At 40.5% G+C, this 17,922-nt stretch carries 19 protein-coding genes; 13 read left to right on the top strand and 6 right to left on the bottom strand.

Annotated features, from left to right (window positions below; translation table 11 throughout):
- Positions 1-166 precede the first annotated feature (166 nt).
- The 6 genes from HMPREF2872_RS03470 to HMPREF2872_RS11230 all read right to left on the bottom strand — a co-directional run bounded on the left by HMPREF2872_RS03470 (position 167) and on the right by HMPREF2872_RS11230 (position 6,763).
- A complete protein-coding gene (locus HMPREF2872_RS03470; protein ID WP_070631237.1) occupies positions 167-667 on the bottom strand; it encodes a DUF4189 domain-containing protein in 501 nt (166 codons plus the stop codon).
- A gap of 57 nt (positions 668-724) precedes the next feature.
- Positions 725-1,858, bottom strand: a complete 1,134-nt coding sequence (locus HMPREF2872_RS03465; protein WP_070631234.1) for a TrbL/VirB6 family protein — start codon at positions 1,856-1,858, stop codon at positions 725-727.
- A 94-nt stretch (positions 1,859-1,952) separates the two neighbouring features.
- A complete protein-coding gene (locus HMPREF2872_RS03460; protein ID WP_070631233.1) occupies positions 1,953-2,720 on the bottom strand; it encodes a hypothetical protein in 768 nt (255 codons plus the stop codon).
- 134 nt (positions 2,721-2,854) lie between these two features.
- The gene (locus HMPREF2872_RS03455) at positions 2,855-5,305 is read right to left on the bottom strand and encodes a VirB4 family type IV secretion/conjugal transfer ATPase (RefSeq protein ID WP_070631230.1); all 2,451 of its coding nucleotides are present in this window, start codon (positions 5,303-5,305) and stop codon (positions 2,855-2,857) included.
- A 377-nt stretch (positions 5,306-5,682) separates the two neighbouring features.
- On the bottom strand, positions 5,683-6,072 hold the full coding sequence (locus HMPREF2872_RS03445) for a TrbC/VirB2 family protein (RefSeq protein ID WP_003683398.1): 390 nt from the start codon (positions 6,070-6,072) through the stop codon (positions 5,683-5,685).
- 52 nt (positions 6,073-6,124) lie between these two features.
- On the bottom strand, positions 6,125-6,763 hold the full coding sequence (locus HMPREF2872_RS11230; RefSeq protein ID WP_081451764.1) for a lytic transglycosylase domain-containing protein: 639 nt from the start codon (positions 6,761-6,763) through the stop codon (positions 6,125-6,127).
- A gap of 167 nt (positions 6,764-6,930) precedes the next feature.
- Here HMPREF2872_RS11230 and HMPREF2872_RS03440 point away from each other — a divergent pair, with 167 nt between their 5' ends.
- The 13 genes from HMPREF2872_RS03440 (at position 6,931) to HMPREF2872_RS03380 (ending at position 17,898) form a co-directional block, all read left to right on the top strand.
- Positions 6,931-7,395, top strand: a complete 465-nt coding sequence (locus HMPREF2872_RS03440) for a hypothetical protein (RefSeq protein WP_070631228.1) — start codon at positions 6,931-6,933, stop codon at positions 7,393-7,395.
- Between the two features lie 11 nt (positions 7,396-7,406).
- Positions 7,407-8,300 (top strand): VirB8 family type IV secretion system protein, encoded by an 894-nt coding sequence (locus tag HMPREF2872_RS03435; RefSeq protein WP_003683260.1) that lies wholly within the window; start codon positions 7,407-7,409, stop codon positions 8,298-8,300.
- Between the two features lie 2 nt (positions 8,301-8,302).
- Positions 8,303-9,028 carry a TrbG/VirB9 family P-type conjugative transfer protein gene (locus HMPREF2872_RS03430; RefSeq protein ID WP_070631226.1) on the top strand — a complete coding sequence of 242 codons (726 nt, stop codon included), beginning with the start codon at positions 8,303-8,305 and terminating at the stop codon, positions 9,026-9,028.
- Between the two features lie 2 nt (positions 9,029-9,030).
- Complete coding sequence (locus HMPREF2872_RS03425; protein WP_070631224.1) at positions 9,031-10,179, top strand: TrbI/VirB10 family protein; 1,149 nt, start codon at positions 9,031-9,033, stop codon at positions 10,177-10,179.
- A gap of 331 nt (positions 10,180-10,510) precedes the next feature.
- Positions 10,511-12,202: a type IV secretory system conjugative DNA transfer family protein gene (locus tag HMPREF2872_RS03420; protein WP_070631222.1), complete on the top strand. Its 1,692-nt coding sequence runs from the start codon at positions 10,511-10,513 to the stop codon at positions 12,200-12,202.
- A 63-nt stretch (positions 12,203-12,265) separates the two neighbouring features.
- Positions 12,266-12,907 (top strand): hypothetical protein, encoded by a 642-nt coding sequence (locus HMPREF2872_RS03415; protein WP_283118977.1) that lies wholly within the window; start codon positions 12,266-12,268, stop codon positions 12,905-12,907.
- Between the two features lie 18 nt (positions 12,908-12,925).
- Complete coding sequence (locus tag HMPREF2872_RS03410; protein ID WP_070631220.1) at positions 12,926-14,218, top strand: calcium-binding protein; 1,293 nt, start codon at positions 12,926-12,928, stop codon at positions 14,216-14,218.
- 56 nt (positions 14,219-14,274) lie between these two features.
- Positions 14,275-14,637 carry a hypothetical protein gene (locus HMPREF2872_RS03405; protein ID WP_141752839.1) on the top strand — a complete coding sequence of 121 codons (363 nt, stop codon included), beginning with the start codon at positions 14,275-14,277 and terminating at the stop codon, positions 14,635-14,637.
- Between the two features lie 83 nt (positions 14,638-14,720).
- Positions 14,721-15,740, top strand: a complete 1,020-nt coding sequence (virB11, locus tag HMPREF2872_RS03400) for a P-type DNA transfer ATPase VirB11 (protein WP_049329383.1) — start codon at positions 14,721-14,723, stop codon at positions 15,738-15,740.
- A 271-nt stretch (positions 15,741-16,011) separates the two neighbouring features.
- Positions 16,012-16,323 carry an ArsR/SmtB family transcription factor gene (locus HMPREF2872_RS03395; protein WP_070631217.1) on the top strand — a complete coding sequence of 104 codons (312 nt, stop codon included), beginning with the start codon at positions 16,012-16,014 and terminating at the stop codon, positions 16,321-16,323.
- Positions 16,324-16,397: 74 nt separating this feature from the next.
- Positions 16,398-16,994 carry an oxidoreductase gene (locus tag HMPREF2872_RS03390; RefSeq protein WP_283118976.1) on the top strand — a complete coding sequence of 199 codons (597 nt, stop codon included), beginning with the start codon at positions 16,398-16,400 and terminating at the stop codon, positions 16,992-16,994.
- Between the two features lie 103 nt (positions 16,995-17,097).
- Entirely contained in the window at positions 17,098-17,451 is a 354-nt protein-coding gene (locus HMPREF2872_RS11970; RefSeq protein WP_250590028.1) for a hypothetical protein, read from the top strand.
- Between the two features lie 222 nt (positions 17,452-17,673).
- Positions 17,674-17,898 carry a hypothetical protein gene (locus HMPREF2872_RS03380; protein WP_070631215.1) on the top strand — a complete coding sequence of 75 codons (225 nt, stop codon included), beginning with the start codon at positions 17,674-17,676 and terminating at the stop codon, positions 17,896-17,898.
- The last annotated feature ends 24 nt before the right edge of the window (positions 17,899-17,922 follow it).

Genomic DNA, 17,922 nt, shown 5'->3' with positions numbered 1-17,922 from the left:
TTGCCGGCAATATCTGAAGCGTTGACTACAGGTATAGAAAACGGCAGCAGAACAGCGGTTAAAACAAAAATGGATAAGTGTTTCATTATGTCGTATCCGTTAAAATAGAATGGCAAATAGAGGAGGATATCAAAGGCCGTCTGAACAACAGACGGCTTTAGGTCTATTAGAATTTTGGCATAGAGCAACCTTCTGTAACAACAATTCTGCATTGTAAAGCTCCACGTTTTCGACATTTTCTTAATGCCTCCGCTTCAGCCATACCCGGGTCGTTTATGCCAAAAAAAGCTGAACCATCTTTTGCTTGAGCAACGGCGATACAGCCGTTGCGAACCCAGGCTTGAACTTTACACGGTTTATTCGTTCCACCTTCTTCGCAGGTTTTAATGGCCAGCTTTTTTGCAGCCTCAAGTGAATCCATCTCAAGTGCACCACCTGATATACCTGTTTTAGGATTGATTGCCCATGCTCCGTATTTTGAAGGAACATTGATATTAACAATTTCCGTAGGTTGATTTTGTTGATACTGACGAGACGATGTACAGTTGGGATTGTAGCCATACTGACACAGCGCCGGATTGTTTTGCAATGCACCTCTGGTTACGGGATCAGCAGCATAAATATTAAGGCTTGTCAGTCCGAATAATACAAAAAGCAATTTTTTCATTATCAGTCCAATCTTTTGTTTCTTAGATATTTAATATTTGAATGTAAAAATACCAGATTAGGATGGCTTATTTCCTTTGCCAGGTTGTCCGGGTTGTTTCATGGCATCAGTAGATGTACTTCCTGTCTGCTGGATACCACCGGTTGTCCATGTATTTCGTGGAATTGAATCATAATTACCATTATTGGCTGCATTGCTAGCTCGATTCTGCGCATTATAATTAATCTGCCTACTTGCCCCACCATCCAAATGCGGTGGTACTTCTTGGCGACTTCCATTACCGATGACCGAGTAGGCGCTGAAGCTGCCCATCACACCGTTAAACCACATGCCTGCCATAGGCGGTACGGTAATCAGCAGGGTAGAGAGCATCAGACCCAAGCCCAGCTGCTGGGTAACGGTTTCCATAATGCCGGTAGTGCCGCCTTCGCCGATGATGGTTGCCACAAATTTTCCGACTGCCGCGCCGCCGAATAAGTTACCCACCAAGTCCATGGAAATCTCCGCCATGACGCCGAGCAAGACGCTGGAGAAGATGGTAGCCAATCCGAAGTATAGCCATTTTTGGAACAGCGGAGCGGTTCTTTTGAACAGAAGGCATAAAATAAAAATAGGCGCGAAACCGACAAACAGGGAAATCGCGATACGGTACATGATGAGCATGGTGCCTGCCACGACGGCTGGACCTGCCGTACCTACCCCGGCAAACCATTTGGCTTCGGAAAGCTTATCTTCCAGATGGTCGTCATCTGCTGTATCGATGGCAGAAAGGCTGGATAGGACAAGTTGAGTTGTTTTCAGGTTTAAGTCGATTTTACAGCCGGTAATATAGGAGGTCTGTTCGGTCAGACACTCGCTGCCGAAATCGTTACTACCATGCATAACTTGACTGATGCCATTGGCAAGATTATCAGTCAACACACGGACGCTAAAGCTGCTACCTAAGGAGACCCCAAGTGCAATGGCAATAACAACATAGTTTTTACCAAGGTTAAAAATAAATCCTTTGAGGCCTTCCTGACTCCGACCTGTTACGATCAGATAGCCCTGAACCATAATCCATAATGTCAGCAATGCCAAAACCATTGTAAGGGCGAGATTTAAGTTCTTAGATAAGACTACTTCGGTAAAGTAGCCGATTCGCGCATAAAGATAGTCGCGAATGCCGGTATAAAGGAGTAAATCCATCATAATGAGAAGAGCTTTCGATTAATTTTTGTAAAACAATGGGATGATTGATTTGTTTGGGCCGTCTGAAACCGATCCGGTTCAGACGGCCTTATACTCAATTGGATTTATAGATCGGTTTGGTTTTGCTTTCGATTTCTTTTCTATCATCAACTACGTCTTTTGCTTTTTCTCTAAAGCGATTCGTAGCTTCAGTCAGTTTGCCGTATGTAGTTACTTGAGTAATTTTTTTGTTTAAACTGCTACCGGTAAGCTGTTCTTTGGTCAGCATTTTGCGCATTGAGTTGTAGTATTCAATCTCTTTATCTAGGGTGTCAAGATTATTTTTGTACTGATAATATTTAGCCATTACGGCGTTTACTTGGATCTGTACGTTATTTTCGGCAGTCTCAGCCTTACCTGCCTTATTTGAGAAACTGAATCCAGGCATACCCGATATACCACCAAGAGCGTCTTTTTCTTTGGCCATACTACCTTGAGAAGAAACTTTGCTGTTGATTCTTTTGAAATCACCTTTGATTTCTTCATCGATTGTAACTAACAATTTGTACTTTTCTTCTTCCAGTTTAGTAATTTGTAGACAAAGTGTACCTGAAGCAGGGTTGTCACGTTGTATTGCTCTACATTTTTTTTTGCGTCGTTCAAACATACTCTTTACTTGAGTAGATTGTTTGACATTTGTATTTGCTCCACTAACATTGTCTAAGTATCCTCGAGACACACTGTCAAATCGAGCTTTCCAGTTCATCAATTGCTGTATCGCGTTGGTCATCGCTGCTCCATCAAATACCGGAATACCTGTTGCCGTTACGGATGTATTTCCCAGCATTCCTGCGCACACTAAAACTGCAGCCAGTTTTCTCATTGTGTTTTTCATTTGCTTACAATCTTTCTTAAATTAAATTATTTAAACGTATCCAAGTTTTTTTGTTTTTCAGTAAGGATCATCTGAAATACTTGCTGCTTTCAGACGACCTTTGAGTTTATTCGTCTATACGACTAATCCGCGTTGCGCATCACATTGGCGCTTGCTTTCTTACCAGAACCCTTACGTTCATCGTAGAAGGTCTGTAACCAATCCTCCGGTCTTACCGCATCGATGCCGACACCAAGACGTTCGGCCGTTTTCTTGATGATGCCGTCCATGATGTCGATGTTGTCGGTACTGGCGGAGATAACTGCTAATTCATCGTCAAATCCGCGCAGGTTGAGTTGGCATACTGCGGAAGCATGACCCTGTTTGACCAAGAAGCAGCGGCTGCGCTCATCCAAGCTTTTGACTACTTGAAATTCTGAGTCGGTCAGCTTCAGTCCATCGATGTAATCTTTTTTATCTGCATTTGGATTTGGCAGCAGTATCATGGTAGCTGTCTGCTCAATCAGAGCGGCGGAAATGTCGCTTTTGAGGGCGTCTTCTGGTGACTGGGTGGCAAAGATACCCATACCGTTTTGCTTACGGATGGTTTTTTGTTTGTTTTTGGCAAACTCTTTCAAGCCGCCTTCGCCATCAAGGATTTTCCAGAATTCATCCATGATGTAGATAAAGCGGCGACCATCGATAAGCTCTTCCATTCGATGGATAAGATAACCGATGACTGGATCGCGTACCTGTGGGTTTTCAATCACATCGGTGTAGTCGAAGCCGATGATGTTGGCACCACTGAAGTCGATTTTGTCCTGAGGGTTATCAAAGACCCAGCCGAGGCTGTTTCCACGAGTCCATTTGCGAATATTGGCATAGAGGGAATCGTCGCCAGTATTGGGCAGCGATTTTTGGAAGTTGGAAATACTGCGCAGTGCCATTGGGGTATCAAGCATGGCTCGGACGGCGCGCAGGATGTCGTCGTCTTCTGCTGCTGAATAGTGCGCCTTGCCACCTAACTGCTTCATAAGGCCACAGAGGAATTGGACATTTGCCTCTGTATTTTCGCATTGGAAGGGGTTGAAACCGGTCGGCTGACCGCTTTCCAGCGCCATATAAGCACCGCCGCAAGCTCTGACGAAGATTTCGGCACCACGGTCTTTATCGAAGAAGAAGATAGTGGGTTTGGGATCGTATTTTTGTACCTGGCTAAGGAGGAAGTTGATAAGGGCTGTTTTACCTGTACCGGACTTACCAATAACCATGGTGTTGGCAATGGCTTTTTCACCTTCGGAATCTTCACCTTCAAGGGTTGCATGGAAGTTGAAGTAGTAGGGCTGACCATTGGTTGTTTGAAGAACGGTAACGCATTGCCCCCATGGGTTGCCCTCACGTTTACCAACGGCAAAGTTGTGAAGAGGACAGAGGCCCAAGAAATTTAACGATGAGAGGTTGGCAATGCGGGTGCGGTAGTTCCAGTTGCCTGGAAGTTGGGCATAATATGCGGCGCAGACAGCCAAGTCTTCTTTAGTCGTTACAAAGCCTGCATTGGAAAGTTCGGCTCGGGCAGAGGCAATGTTTTGGGAAAGTTGCTCTTGGCTGTCGGCGTAGATAGCAAGGCTAAAATGGTAGCCGCCAAGGACAAAATTGCCAGATGCCAGCTGGTCCATTGCATGGTCGAGTTCTGCAATTTGGGTAAAGGATTTGTCGCCGGAAGAGATCATCATGCCACGAGTGCGCTCGAGGGTTTTCATAGCATCGTATCGGCTCATTGGGCTGAAGCTATGGGTGATGACGTATTCAACATCCAAATATTTGAGACCATTCAGTATCCCAGGGTAGGTACCATCAGGATATTCTTTAAGGTTGAGTATGGCCCCGTAGTGGTTTTTACCCTCAGGAGTACGTACGATATAGTCGCCGGTTTTGGAAGAAAAGAGATGTCGGCTGAGGGGTAAGTAGTTGTAAACTGGTGCAGGAAGTACGGGAACTGGCTCGTTAACGCGGTTAAGGATGTAACCGAAAAGTTCGAGGGTTTCAGAGAATACAGTCCCGTTTTTACCTTCGTACATACCAAGTCGGTATGGATGGTAGTCTTTGAGAACAGCTTCAAGGTTGGTTGCTAATTCGTTAAGTGTACCAATAGCTTGTTCCTGCTCGGCTTTGAGACGATCGATATTACCCGATTTATCAACGAATTTTTTGCCATCGACAACTGGGCGATAGATCATGGTCAAGTAAAGCTCGTTATTCATGAGCTTTTCTTGGGAGAGTCGAGAGAAATAACGATCAGAGAGGCTTTGGTTGAAAGACTCTTGAAATTCAGGACGTAAATCGATATTACGATGACGTCGAATGTCATGTACCCAAAAGGCGACATTTACGTAGTCGGGGGCACGCAAGGATTGGAGCAAACGGTTAAATGTATTGTGTTTGTGCTCAAGCTCCCATTCTTCACGACCTACGAAGGGAAGGCCGGCTAGATGCCATGTTGTCAGGTAATCTCCACCAGTGGTTTTAACAATGGTTGGAGAGACATGAGTGGATAGGGATACGAATTGACTGATTGATGCGTCAGGAGTAAACATTTTATTTGTTTTTTGTGTTGGAATTGTCCGACAGAAAAAAATATCTGTCGGACGTTTTGTTGTCATTGTTTGGGAGGATTGTTGCGGTACTCGTTAGGCGAGAAGCACCATGTGTCAGGAAACTCTTCTCGATTTCTGGCTTTAAGCCTAAATTTCAGGCGTAAGCCTAGAAAACGAAAAATCATGTCATCTCGCTTGGCCATCTGCCTCATAATCAGAATGATGAATGGGATGGTTAGCAAAAAAAACAAATTGAAGTACATTCCCATTAATAGTCCTGAGCCGGCTCCTATAAAGAAAGGTATATAGGGTACGCCGAGAAAGGTTGCCGGACGAGTACATCCTCGAAAAACGATGTTTTTTTGCATAATGAATAATTATGCGAAGAATTGCAATACTTGCATCATTGCTGAAGTTGTACCTGCAGAGCAGGAGTCTGCATTACCAACCAGCATTTTTGCGATTTGACCAGCTGCACCAATCAACACACCACCAATTAAAATAGGTGCGACATCGGAAATGCGTTTGTGAGCAAAAGCAATTTGGTAACCGGCAAAGATAATGGCGATGGTTACGACAGCGACAGACATCAAGTTCAATACGGTATGGATGTTTTTAATAAATTTACATGCACCACCAGAAGCTGAGGTGAAATCATCGGCTGCCATACCTACAGCTGGCGCTAAAAATGCTGCAGCAACAAAAGCTGCTGTTGCAACGTTTTCAGCAGTAAAGCGGGATTTTTTTTGGATCTGAGTGTTTTTCATTTGAAATTTCCTATGTTTATTACAGGTTGATGTGGAAAAAAAATCGTATTGTCTAAAAGACTGCTGCACTATCTGTATAAATATTGCTTGGTGCAGTGTTATTGTCTTGCAGGTTATGTCGGTTTTTGGAGACAGTGACCGGATATGATTGTGGATTAGTTGCGATTGTCGAATTTTGGCGGTTAGGCTGTTGCGCTGTCATTTGTACTATAGTGCGAGGAGCATTTGAGGTATTACTGATGACAGGGATAGCATTTTGTGGAAGAGTTTTTCTTCCTTGCCTCATGGATGAAAAAATTTTTTGCACATATCCATGCTTATATCCTGTTACAAAGTTGCCGGAATAATAGCAGCTGAAAGATTTTCCCCAGTCTTTCGCACGATTGTAGCATTCTCGCAATATATGAGAGCCAGCCTTAACGTTTGGGCATACTTGGAACGCATGTTCGTAGGAATGCAATCCGTATTTTTTCAAGTTGTATCGATTGACTTGAGCTAGTCCCAAGGAGAAGTTAAATCCTTTTTGTTCCAACATCTTGGCAGTAGCAACTGCTTCAGCTAAATTTTTTGGTTGTCTTTGTAGTCGGCCACCTACAACACCTATGGCATATGGATTACCTGAGGATTCAACTCTCACAACATGATGCATGACGTCATGAGGAACAGCTAAGTCAGTGCAGGAAAAAAACATGATAGTAGAGATGAAAATATGAATTTGTATTGACGCGAAATTTAGCACAGATTAAAATAATTCACAAGATTTTAATCAATAAAAATAACCAAGCGTAAATTGTCTTTCTTAACTTTTGGTTAAGGTGCTTTGGTTGTTACTACAGTTGTTTTATTAAGGTGCTATGTATGTTTCTTTTAAGAACGTTGTTGCTGTCTGTGGGTGTAGGCGTGCTAGTGGTGGGTTGCGCAAGCCAGTCTGCTCCAGATTTTCCAAAGTCATGGAAGCAATTAAATGAATTGCCAGATCAGGTAACTGAAATTCCTCTTGTTAGGCCCCATGTTTATCAAGTGACGCAACTTGATACGACTGTAAAAGGTTTGCTAGAGCGTTGGGGGGAAGAGGCAAAAATGCCTGTCGTTTATGACCATACGCTTGATTTTACATTGTATAAGAAGGTATTGACTATACGAAATACCAATCTTGAAAATGCGTTAGGTGAATTATCCAAACTCTATGAGGATCGTGGAATGGTTTTCTACATTCAGAATGGTGTCATTATGGCGCATAAAAAAATGGGGGCTGCTGTAAAAAACAGCGAAAAGAGAAAGCATGAGAAATCAGTAAAAACTGATGTTAAATCTCAAAACTAAAATGGGAATATATGTTTAACTCAAATAAAAATACTACTAATGATAAAATCCAAAAAGCTGTCAAAAAATCTTTGGATTTCGAAACGACTCTAGTCGATATCCGCAAGAAAAGTGAGAAAAGGGCATGGGTAGTTGCCGGTGTTGCTACTTTTTCTTCTTTGTGCTTGCTCGGGGGGTTATTTTATATCTTGCCGTTGAAAGAAAAAGAACCTTATCTTGTCATGGCTGATATTTATACAGGACAGGCAACAGTTGCCAAGTTGGCTGGTAATTGGAATAATTTCGATATTACTAAAAATGAGGCGGTAAATAAGAGTAATATTTCTCACTTTATTATTGCTAGAGAATCTTTTGATAGCCAAATTATTTATGATAATGACTGGGCTACAGTTTATTCTATGTCGGTGGCAGGAGTATCAGATAGCTATCGTAACTTAATGAATAAAAGTAACCCGAATAGTCCATTTAATCTTTACGGGTCAACTCAGTCAATTCGCGTTAAAATTTTAAGTATCGTTCTTAATAATAGCGGAAAGGCTGATGGTCGTGATGCCAGTGCGACAGTCAGATTCCAAAGATTTTTATTGAATAAGAGTACTGGTATATCAAGATTCATAGATAGTAATGTTGCTACTCTGACCTACACTTATAACAGTAATTTGAAGATGGATGAAAAGTATAGGTTAAAAAATCCTCTAGGATTCCAAGTGTTGTCTTATCGTGTTGATCCTGATGCTAGTGAATCAGCTATTCAAGATTTATCCTCGGATTATCTTTCCGTAGGAGCATTGTCTGAAAGTCAGTCTCAGCAACAAATGCAAAGTACTCCTCAGTCAGAAGCTCCTACATCTTTAGACAATAATGTTTCTGGTACTTCTCCTATATCTGTTGAAAGTGGGAATTAATAATGTTAAAAAAAATGTTTTTAGCGACAGCAGTATCGTGGTTGTTGCAAGGAAGCGTCTATGCTGCAGCTATTCAAGAGTATACGTTTCAAGAAAATATGACATATCCAGTTCATACTGCACAGGGTGTAGTTACACAAATTGAACTTGATTCTCGTGAAAAGGTTAAAGATTTTGGTGCAGGCCTAAGCGGTGGATGGGATTTGGTACGTAGAGAGAATGTATTTTATCTGCGTCCAAAGTCTGATGCAGTTGATACTAATCTTATTGTTCGTACCCAGGCTCACCAATATATTTTTGAGCTTAAAGTTTTAAAAAATGTTGTTGGTAATTTGGCAGAAGCCTCAGACAAGGGGGTAAATTATCAAGTTAAATTCAGATATCCCGATTCTACAGATTTTAGTCTTCGTGCTAGTACTTTGGCTGGTTATAGCCTGAAATATGATTCTTCTAAAACTTACAATACTAATTATGATGTGGCTGTAAGTGACACATCTCGTTGGCTAGTTCCTTTAAAGGTCTATGATGATGGTAGATTTACCTATATTCACTTGAATAAGGGTAAATTCACAGGTGATTTTCCTACCATTTATGGCCGGAAATCTGAGAAAGGAACCGAGTTTGTTTTAAACAGTAATGTTGAGGGTAGTGTAGTTATTGTCCATGGGACTTATCCATTCTTAGTTTTGAGACATGGAAATGATGTAGTTGGATTAAGGAGAAATTAAGAATGTCTGATAAGCTAAATAATGAATATCACAAAGATAGTGAATCATCACAAAACTTATATTCAAGTCAATACGAGCAAGAACAACTAGCGGGACTTGAGGAGAATGCTCCTCAGCTAAATGCCCCCGTTGATCGTACAGTCAACAAAAAAGCTATTGCATTTATTGTAGCTGCGGGTTTTGGGCTGGCTGGACTAGGTGCATTTGCCTACCATCAATTTAGTGGCTCTGAGGAAGCCCCTCCTCCAGAACGTCCTCAGGTGGTTACTGTTCCAGATTTACCTGCTCCGGAGCCTCAAGCTACTCAGATACCTCCGGTTGACTTAGTGGAAGAGCAGATGACTGATCCAGAGAGTTCTAAAACTACCGAATCTGTTACGCCACCAATAGAAACACTATCTCCACCGATAATAGATACCCCTCCGCCTATAATTCCTAATATTCCCGTGCAGCCTGCGGATATGTATGCCAACACGGATTCTAAATTTGTTGAAGATGGGGAGGCTGCTCAGAAAGAATCGGGAGCAGGCATAGCTCAAGCTAATGCTGTCCGTTATATGCATAACAGGGATAAATTACTTTTGCAGGGTACTTATTTACGCTGTGTATTAGAAACTAAAATTGTTTCTGAAGTAAAAGGGTTTACATCTTGTATCATCACTGAGCCTGTATACTCTGCCAGTGGAAAATATCTCTTGTTGCCGAAAGGTTCGAAAGTAATGGGACAATATGGTTCCAGTAATCCTACTGGCCCGCGGATGGAGGTCATTTGGAATCGAATCATAACACCAGAAGGCGTTGATGTAACACTAGAATCCCCTGGAGTAGATAATCTTGGTGCGGCTGGCCATGTTGGTAAATTTAAGTCTCATTGGGGATCACGTTTGGCATCGGCTTTATTGATTAGTATGATTTCAGATGCTTTTAAATATGCTGCTACTGAATATGGTCCACAAGGACAAACAGTTACAACCAACACATCGACTACCACTAATCCTTACGAGAGTGATACAGCCAATACATTGAAGCAACAGGCTATCAGCCAGCTTGAGCGAAATAATGCTCGTCCTAATACAGTAACGATCAACCAAGGGACCTTGATTAATATTTATACTGCCCAGGACATTGATTTTAGTTCGGTTATGCAGTAATTTTAAAGGGCCGTCTGTTTTTTTCAGACGGCCTAATCATTATGTGTTTATCATAAAGGATAATTGCTGATAAAGCCTCTCGTCCTACTATTATCTATAGTTCTATTGCCAGCTGTATCCCTAAGAGTTTGTATAGAGCAGTGTGCATAAGTATTATCAAAAAAAGCAAAAAATATTTAGTTCAAACATACAGTGAAACTGCCAAGGATAGTACTAAAAGAGAGTGATAAATTTCATAATACACTCATCACTTTAACCTTAGGCTATCTGAAAACTAATATCTTCACTAGAAAGCTAAAATAATCTATTACTTTGACTTACAGGTATTGAAATGACTCTAAAAAACAAATCTATTATTACGGTAGTTTTACTATTAATTTCTTTCATATTAGGCTGTTACCTTTCAGGCTTTATCCTGCTGCAATGGTTAGGCTTAGATAAAACTCCCTTACTACTTACAACATGGTTCAAATATTATAATACGCTGGATATTCCTCAGGTTGCCAAATATTCACTACAAATTAAAACATCAGGAATTGTTGGATTTGGTTTTACTTTTCTGATTGGTCTGCTTGGTTTAATTCCTATTTGGCGTACAGCTTCCCAAAGTCTTCATGGGGAAGCACGATTTGCCGGGATGGCTGATTTGACAAAAGCAGGATTTTTCAAACAAACGGATACTTCAATTGTCGTCGGTAAATACAACGGCAAATTGTTACATTACAATGGCCAGCAATTCGCATTGTTGGCAGCACCAACACGTTCGGGTAAAGGTGTCGGTATCGTTATTCCGAACCTGTTAAGTTATAAAGGATCGGTAGTTGTTTTGGACATCAAACAGGAGAACTTCAATTTAACTAGCGGCTACCGCAAAGAAGTATTAGGTCAGGAAGTCTATTTGTTCAACCCGTTTGCCGAAGATGGAAGGACACACCGTTGGAATCCGTTTACCTATGTTTCTTCTGATCCTGACCAGCGAGTATCGGATTTAATGTCGATAGCTGCAATGCTATATCCTGATGGAGATAGCCGTGATAAGTTCTGGGTAGCGCAGGCAAGAAATGCGTTTTTGGCGTTTTCACTTTATTGTTTTGATGAGCATGAAGCAATGGCTGACTTTTCTGTGGAGGGCAAAGAAAATGAGCCAGCTTGTACATTAGGGAAAATATATCGCCTTTCATCAGGTAATGGAACAGAGCTCAAGGAGTATTTTACATCTTTATCACAACAACCATATCTCAGCGAGGCTACAAAAACTGCTTTTTCCGGTTTAATCTCTCAGGAAAAAGAAACCTTTGGTTCTATCATGGGTACGTTTAAAGAACCTCTCAACCCATGGATTAATCCCGTCATTGATGCCGCCACTTCCGCTGATGATTTTCTGTTGACTGACGTACGTAAAAAGAAAGTGACTGTTTATATCGGCATTCTTCCTAACAAACTTGCTGAATCAAGAGTCATTGTTAACCTCTTTTTCTCTCAACTTATCAACCAAAATACGAAAGAGCTGCCTCAGGATAATCCAGATTTAAAACACCAATGTATGTTGTTAATGGACGAATTCACAAGTATCGGTAAAGTTGAAATTATTGCTCATTCTGTCAGCTATATGGCAGGTTACAACATTCGCCTATTTCCGATTATCCAATCAGTTGCCCAGCTGGATGCTGTTTATGGCAAAGAATATGCGCGTACTATTATCACTAACCATGCTTTGCAAATCATCTATACACCTAGAGAACAGCAGGATGCAAACGAATACTCTGAAATGCTGGGTTATACCACAGTGAAAAGAAAAAATGTCAGCCGTGGACGCGAACGTAGTGTCTCAGAAAGCGAAGAACGTCGAGCACTAATGCTGCCGCAAGAGTTAAAGGCAATGAGCCAAGATAAGGAAATTATCCTTTACGAAGGTATGTCGCATCCGGCGCAAGTGGGGAAAATCCGTTATTACCAAGATGGAACATTTACCAAACGACTGATGGGGGCGGTGAAAGTTACCTCATTAAAAGGAAAACGGTAATAGTAATAAAAGTCCAAGGCCGTCTGAAAATGAAATGTGCAGAATGACTAAAAAGGAATTTATATGAAACTATCAGTGATTACAGCCATATTAACTGTATGCTTGGTGACTTCCTGTACTCCACAGATTAGTAATAACAATATTAAGGATTCTTCTAAGACACAGAATATACAAAAGGGAATAACTATGGAACAGGTACGCGATCGTTGCCGAGGTATGTTGCACAAAGTAGAAAATCGGGATGATCTAATTAAGCAGATGTATGATACGGCCTTTAAAGATGACTGCCTGTATGCAATGTATACGCTAGAATTAGAAAATATTTGGAAAATCCCGGTTGTGGAAGGTTATGTCAATAATCATTTCGAAAATTTTGCTTCTCCTATCGGATTGTATGTGGCAGTACAATATAGTTCATATCAAACCAGTTTCATTATTTTACCGACCAAACAATATTTCAAAGAAAAAATAAGTATTTTCCCAGAAAACAGATTTCCCGACTTTTTACCGAAGCCTAAGGAGAAAGAAATGCCTCCTGAGTATGGGGATTATTATCCAAGACGTGAAAGTGACCCAATTAAAGAGCTGGTTGATTACTACTGGCGTGAAAACGGTCGTGAAATAATTGCAGCAAATAACGGTTCTGGAGCAATTACATCATTTACTTTTTATAGTAATACAGAAATGAGCCCGATGGGTTATTGATACTGAGACTAATATATTATGACTAAATTAAACGAAAAAGCAGAAACTCAATTAAAAATATTGGGTTTCCATAAAACAAAAACACAATTCAATCCTACTATGTCAGAATTGGACAGGATAAAGGCAAATTATGAGCTGGTTAGACAGATTAATCAGTTTAGCAGTAAAGGACAGAGTTTTTTCAAAGTCACAAATAGTAAGAGTAATGCGTATTATGAGCCTAACGATAGAAACATCTATTTCCGACCAGGAACAGAGTATACTACTGCCACAGCAGTAGCCCATGAAATAGGACATGGATTGGGTAAATATCAGGCTAAATCTGCTAGTTACTATAATACTGCTAAAGCTTATGCTCAAGCACGAGGCTATGGAGAAGCAGAGGCTATCTTTAATGAAGCACGTATGATTGCTTATGAAGAGCGAAATAATGGAAGTGCTTATAGTACTCAAATTAGCGGTAATCTTTATCCTTATATCAAGGGTAAATCTTTCGAGCAAGTTAAGGATTTGATTGCTCGCCAAAATATGTATGGTATGCGTCCAAATTCAGAAGAAAATGGATCTATTAAATTGAGTTATTACGAAAAAGATATTTATTACTTTCTGAATAACCGTACTAATTTTGCCAAAGACTTTTCTGAGGCATTCTTAAAACCGGAAGATAAACAAGTATTTGTTAAACATATGGCAAATTATGACACTTTTGGAAATAAGGGCAACAATAAAATTGTTGCTGATGGATCATATAGCCGTGATAGTTTATTAATAGGCAGGGCTAAGACTTATTTAAAAAGTGGGGCATATATGTATGGAGATGCCGGAGATGATGTTCTAAAAGGTACTAATCAAAATGATATTTTATTAGGCGGTAGTGGTAATGATGTATTAATTGGTGGTAATGGTAATGATATTTTAGCCGGTAATTCTGGAAGAGATAAATTGTTTGGTGGTAAAGGACATGACAAATATCGTGCTGACAATTTAGATATTATCCGAGATTCAGACGGCAAGGGTGAAGTATCATTGAATGGCTATATATTACAGGGTGGTGTACGTGATTTATCTCAGCCAAACCGTTTCGTTTACCGTAGTGCTGGAATGGTATATGAATGGGATAGAAATACGGGGACATTAGATGTAAATGGTCTTAAAATTGAAAATTTCAAAAATGGGGATTTAGGCATTCATTTACAAGAAAAGAAAACAGGCCAATATAGTAGTGGTGTCAGAGATAGTAATAGTATTAGATTACATTCTGCTACAGGAATAGAGAGTACTAAGATTTACATCAACCTAAGAGCAACATAGCGCATGCTCCTGTTCCTGGCGATTGGGATAATATGCAATCTGTGAAGCCTTTAAAGTTGGAAGCTATCCCACAACATGCTCAAAATATCTATCAGCAAAGTAAACAAATTTTTACTGAATTCTGTAATAAAAAGGATATTAGCTACGATGAAAGAAGCTTAGATAATATTGCTATGGCATTGGCTGCTGAAGGATATGCAAATAAGATGCGAGGGGCTTCTTTAATCAATATCAAAGAGAATGGTCAGATTCTTATTGGTGACAAGGCTCCTGAATTAAGAACTGCTTCTGTGGATATGCAAAAAGCTGCAGTTACACCGATAGAGGAAAGTCTTATAAAGGTACAGGTAACAGCTCAGCAATTTGAATTAGAAACACAGCAAAAACAGTTGGCACAAGTACAAGCGCAGGGAATATAGGTGTTTCTCAATCTCGAATGAAAAGCTTCCTCAAGTTTTAAATTTCATTATAATTGTATATTTTAAATCAATTTATTTTAACTATGGATGAATTAAACTCAACAATTTCAGCGGATTTCTTAGATTATCAATATGAAGTATTGGGAATTACCTCTTTCTTAAAAGATCCTGATGTGACTGAGATTTGTATTAATAGACCAGGGGAGGTATTTTTAGAAACCTCTCAGGGATGGAAAAAGGTAGAAGTAAATACGCTAAACTTTGATAGGGCACGTCAGTTCTGTACTGCTGTTGTTAATGAAAGTAATACTGGTCAGCGAATTACAGAAGCGGAGCCGATGGTATCGTTGACATTTCCAACAGGACAACGTGCCCAATTTGTGATTCCTCCTGCCTGTGATGCAGGAAAAGCTTCAATTACGATCCGTTTGCCATCAAAACATACAAAAAGCTTAAGTCAGTATAGTAAAGATGGTTTTTTTAGTCAGATTATTGAGTTAAATGGAGAATTATCTCCTCAAGATAAGGAATTAGTCGAACTGAAGAACAATCGGAACTACGAAGAATTTTTTAAAAAAGCCGTTGAATATAAAAAGAATATAGTCGTTTCAGGTGCAACTGGTAGTGGTAAGACTACTTTTATGAAAGCATTGGTTAATCACATTCCTTTAAGTGAGAGACTAATCAGCATTGAGGATGCTAGGGAGCTATTTATTCCTCATGAAAATGTAGTTCATTTGCTTTACTCAAAAGGTGGACAAGGTAGTTCAAATATTACGGCAAAAAGTTGTATGGAATCCTGTCTGCGTATGAAGCCGGATAGAATTATTCTAGCAGAGCTACGTGGTGACGAATCATTTTATTTTATTCGAAATTGTGCATCTGGACACCCGGGATCTATTACAAGTTGCCATGCTGGTAGCACAGAACAAACATGGGATCAATTGGCATTAATGGTAAAAGCATCACCAGAAGGAAGTGGTCTGGAGTTTGAAGTTATTAAAAACCTGCTTAGGCAGACCATTGATATTGTTGTGCACATTAAAGCTCATGCTGGACAACGTTATATTACGGGTATTGATTTTAATCCTATCAAAACTTAATGTTGAAGATGACGCAATTGAAGCAATATATCATTGGATGATACAGAATGTGTGAAACATGCAAAGCAACTGTAGGCTTATGTTGTTAAGGTTGTGATATTAATGAAGGTTTAAAGGCTGTCTGAAAATCTTTCAGACGGCCTTTTCTTTTAAGCAGCTAAGGTTAAATAATCCTGATTTAAAAAACCTTCTTAAATTCCCTTTGACATTCCCCATCTTTCCTGCTAAAATTCGTTCAAATGTTTAAACGTATAAACTCAAGAAGCCGAATATGCCGCAGCAAACCATGAATTTAATGCGCGAGTGCACTCCTATTTTTACCGTGTTGGGCGATGAAAACCGCCATCAAATCCTGCGCGTGCTGTGGGAACACGGCAGGATGAATGTGAATGAGCTGACCGAGCATCTGCATCTGTCGCGCCCTGCGGTGTCACATCATTTGAAAATTATGTTGCAAGCCGGTGCGGTGGCGGTGGAACAGGTCGGCAAAGAGCGGTTTTACAGTATTGCCATGGCGGATGCGGTGGCGAAGTTGAAACAGCTTGCCGATTTGATGGCTCAAAATTGCCCGCTTTCAAAATAGGGTTATCCGTTAACCCTTTAATTTTTACCTGAATACGTTTACATTTTTAAACTTATCAACTTAAAGGAACGATTATGTTATTCACGCCATTCGCTTTTCAAAACGGCAAAACCGCTAAAAACCGTATCTTCAAATCCGCCATGGAAGAGCAACTTGCCCAAAACGACCAGCCGTCTGAAAAACTCGTCCGCCTGCACGGCACTTGGGCGCAAGGCGGCGCAGGCGTTTTGGTAACGGGCAATGTGATGGTCGCTGAAAGCGGCAAAGGTTTGATAAACGATGTGGTGATTTCAGACGACCGCGGGCTTGAGATGCTGAAAAAATGGGCGAAAGCCGGCACGCAAAACGACACGCTGCTCATCATGCAAATCAATCATGCTGGCAAACAGTCACCTGCGGTAGTCAATAAAACGCCGCTTGCGCCGAGCGCTGTACCATTGGTAGGCATGGATGGCTTTATCAATCCGCCGCGCGAATTGACTGCCGATGAAATCAACGGGCTGATTCAACAATTCGTACAAACCGCCAAAATTGCCGAACAGGCAGGCTTTTCAGGCGTACAAATTCACGCCGCGCACGGATATCTCATCAGCCAATTCCTCTCGTCGCACCACAACCGCCGCCAAGACCAATGGGGCGCATGCCGGTTTAACCGCAGCCTATTTATTTAATAAAGGTCGTCCGGCTAAATCGGTTTTCACCATTCATAATTTTTGGAACAAGGCACAAGAACAAACACAGTTACAATCACAACAAAAATTCCAACAAGATTTGGTGGCTGCAGTTCAAGCTCAAGATGAGAAAAAAGTGAAAGAAGCGATTGAAACATTTAATCAATCAGTAAAAGATACAATTACAAGCTTAGATGCATTAGATGTAAAAGCAGAATCAATTAAATCTATCAAAGAGCAAACCAAAAATGTATTAAGCTTGGCGAGTGGTTTATTGGTTGATCAAGCTAATATGAGTTTCACTAACCCGACACAAACACCGGAGCAACAAAAAGCTTATGCTGAAAAAGCTGAAGTATTAAGAAATGCAATGGCCGAGTTACAAAAACAAAGTGTCGAATTAGAACAAAAATTTAATCCTGCACCGGTCGCAGCGCCGGCACAAGACGCAAAATAATATTCTGACTTATTTATCTAAAAATAAATCGCCTTATTGTTCCGCAGTAAGGCGATTTTTTATATGAAATATACCTTGAAAAATTACCGCACTTTTTGGATTTAATTAGAAAAGTGCGGTGAGTTTTCTGTCAGTTTTTTCCGAAACACTCCTTTGATTTGTGTTGGGGTATATGTCGTGCTAAGATTCGAGCTCTGTTTAATTAAAAACGAGGATAAAATAATGGAATTCAAGCTTAATAAACTTACATTAGTTTTATTATCAGCTCCGCTTATTGCTAATGCGAGTATCACTCATAACGGAACCAACGTTCTGCCTAGTGGCTTAGCTACAAGCATCACGGATAATCAAGAGCATACTATAAATGGGTTTTTAACCATTGCGGAGGGGGGTAAAACAACCCCTGCAGGGCAAGCAAATGGTGAAATGACCATTGATAATGTGTAGAAATTAGTAGAGTTGTTTACAGTA

This window comes from Neisseria sp. HMSC069H12, from assembly GCF_001812735.1.
Lineage (GTDB): Bacteria > Pseudomonadota > Gammaproteobacteria > Burkholderiales > Neisseriaceae > Neisseria > Neisseria subflava.
Note: the sequence above shows the minus strand (reverse complement) of the source record. Positions and strands in the feature narration are given on the sequence as shown.

Bases quoted from the DNA above. Each gene is read 5' to 3' on its own strand.
- HMPREF2872_RS03380 (WP_070631215.1), top strand. From the start codon at position 17,674: ATGGAATTCAAGCTTAATAAACTTACATTAGTTTTATTATCAGCTCCG.
- HMPREF2872_RS03430 (WP_070631226.1), top strand. From the start codon at position 8,303: ATGTTAAAAAAAATGTTTTTAGCGACAGCAGTATCGTGGTTGTTGCAA.
- HMPREF2872_RS03465 (WP_070631234.1), bottom strand. From the start codon at position 1,858: ATGATGGATTTACTCCTTTATACCGGCATTCGCGACTATCTTTATGCG.
- HMPREF2872_RS03460 (WP_070631233.1), bottom strand. From the start codon at position 2,720: ATGAGAAAACTGGCTGCAGTTTTAGTGTGCGCAGGAATGCTGGGAAAT.
- HMPREF2872_RS03445 (WP_003683398.1), bottom strand. From the start codon at position 6,072: ATGAAAAACACTCAGATCCAAAAAAAATCCCGCTTTACTGCTGAAAAC.
- virB11 (WP_049329383.1), top strand. From the start codon at position 14,721: ATGGATGAATTAAACTCAACAATTTCAGCGGATTTCTTAGATTATCAA.
- HMPREF2872_RS03455 (WP_070631230.1), bottom strand. From the start codon at position 5,305: ATGTTTACTCCTGACGCATCAATCAGTCAATTCGTATCCCTATCCACT.
- HMPREF2872_RS03395 (WP_070631217.1), top strand. From the start codon at position 16,012: ATGCCGCAGCAAACCATGAATTTAATGCGCGAGTGCACTCCTATTTTT.
- HMPREF2872_RS11230 (WP_081451764.1), bottom strand. From the start codon at position 6,763: ATGTTTTTTTCCTGCACTGACTTAGCTGTTCCTCATGACGTCATGCAT.
- HMPREF2872_RS03420 (WP_070631222.1), top strand. From the start codon at position 10,511: ATGACTCTAAAAAACAAATCTATTATTACGGTAGTTTTACTATTAATT.
- HMPREF2872_RS03415 (WP_283118977.1), top strand. From the start codon at position 12,266: ATGAAACTATCAGTGATTACAGCCATATTAACTGTATGCTTGGTGACT.
- HMPREF2872_RS03410 (WP_070631220.1), top strand. From the start codon at position 12,926: ATGACTAAATTAAACGAAAAAGCAGAAACTCAATTAAAAATATTGGGT.
- HMPREF2872_RS03425 (WP_070631224.1), top strand. From the start codon at position 9,031: ATGTCTGATAAGCTAAATAATGAATATCACAAAGATAGTGAATCATCA.
- HMPREF2872_RS03390 (WP_283118976.1), top strand. From the start codon at position 16,398: ATGTTATTCACGCCATTCGCTTTTCAAAACGGCAAAACCGCTAAAAAC.
- HMPREF2872_RS03470 (WP_070631237.1), bottom strand. From the start codon at position 667: ATGAAAAAATTGCTTTTTGTATTATTCGGACTGACAAGCCTTAATATT.
- HMPREF2872_RS03435 (WP_003683260.1), top strand. From the start codon at position 7,407: ATGTTTAACTCAAATAAAAATACTACTAATGATAAAATCCAAAAAGCT.
- HMPREF2872_RS03440 (WP_070631228.1), top strand. From the start codon at position 6,931: ATGTTTCTTTTAAGAACGTTGTTGCTGTCTGTGGGTGTAGGCGTGCTA.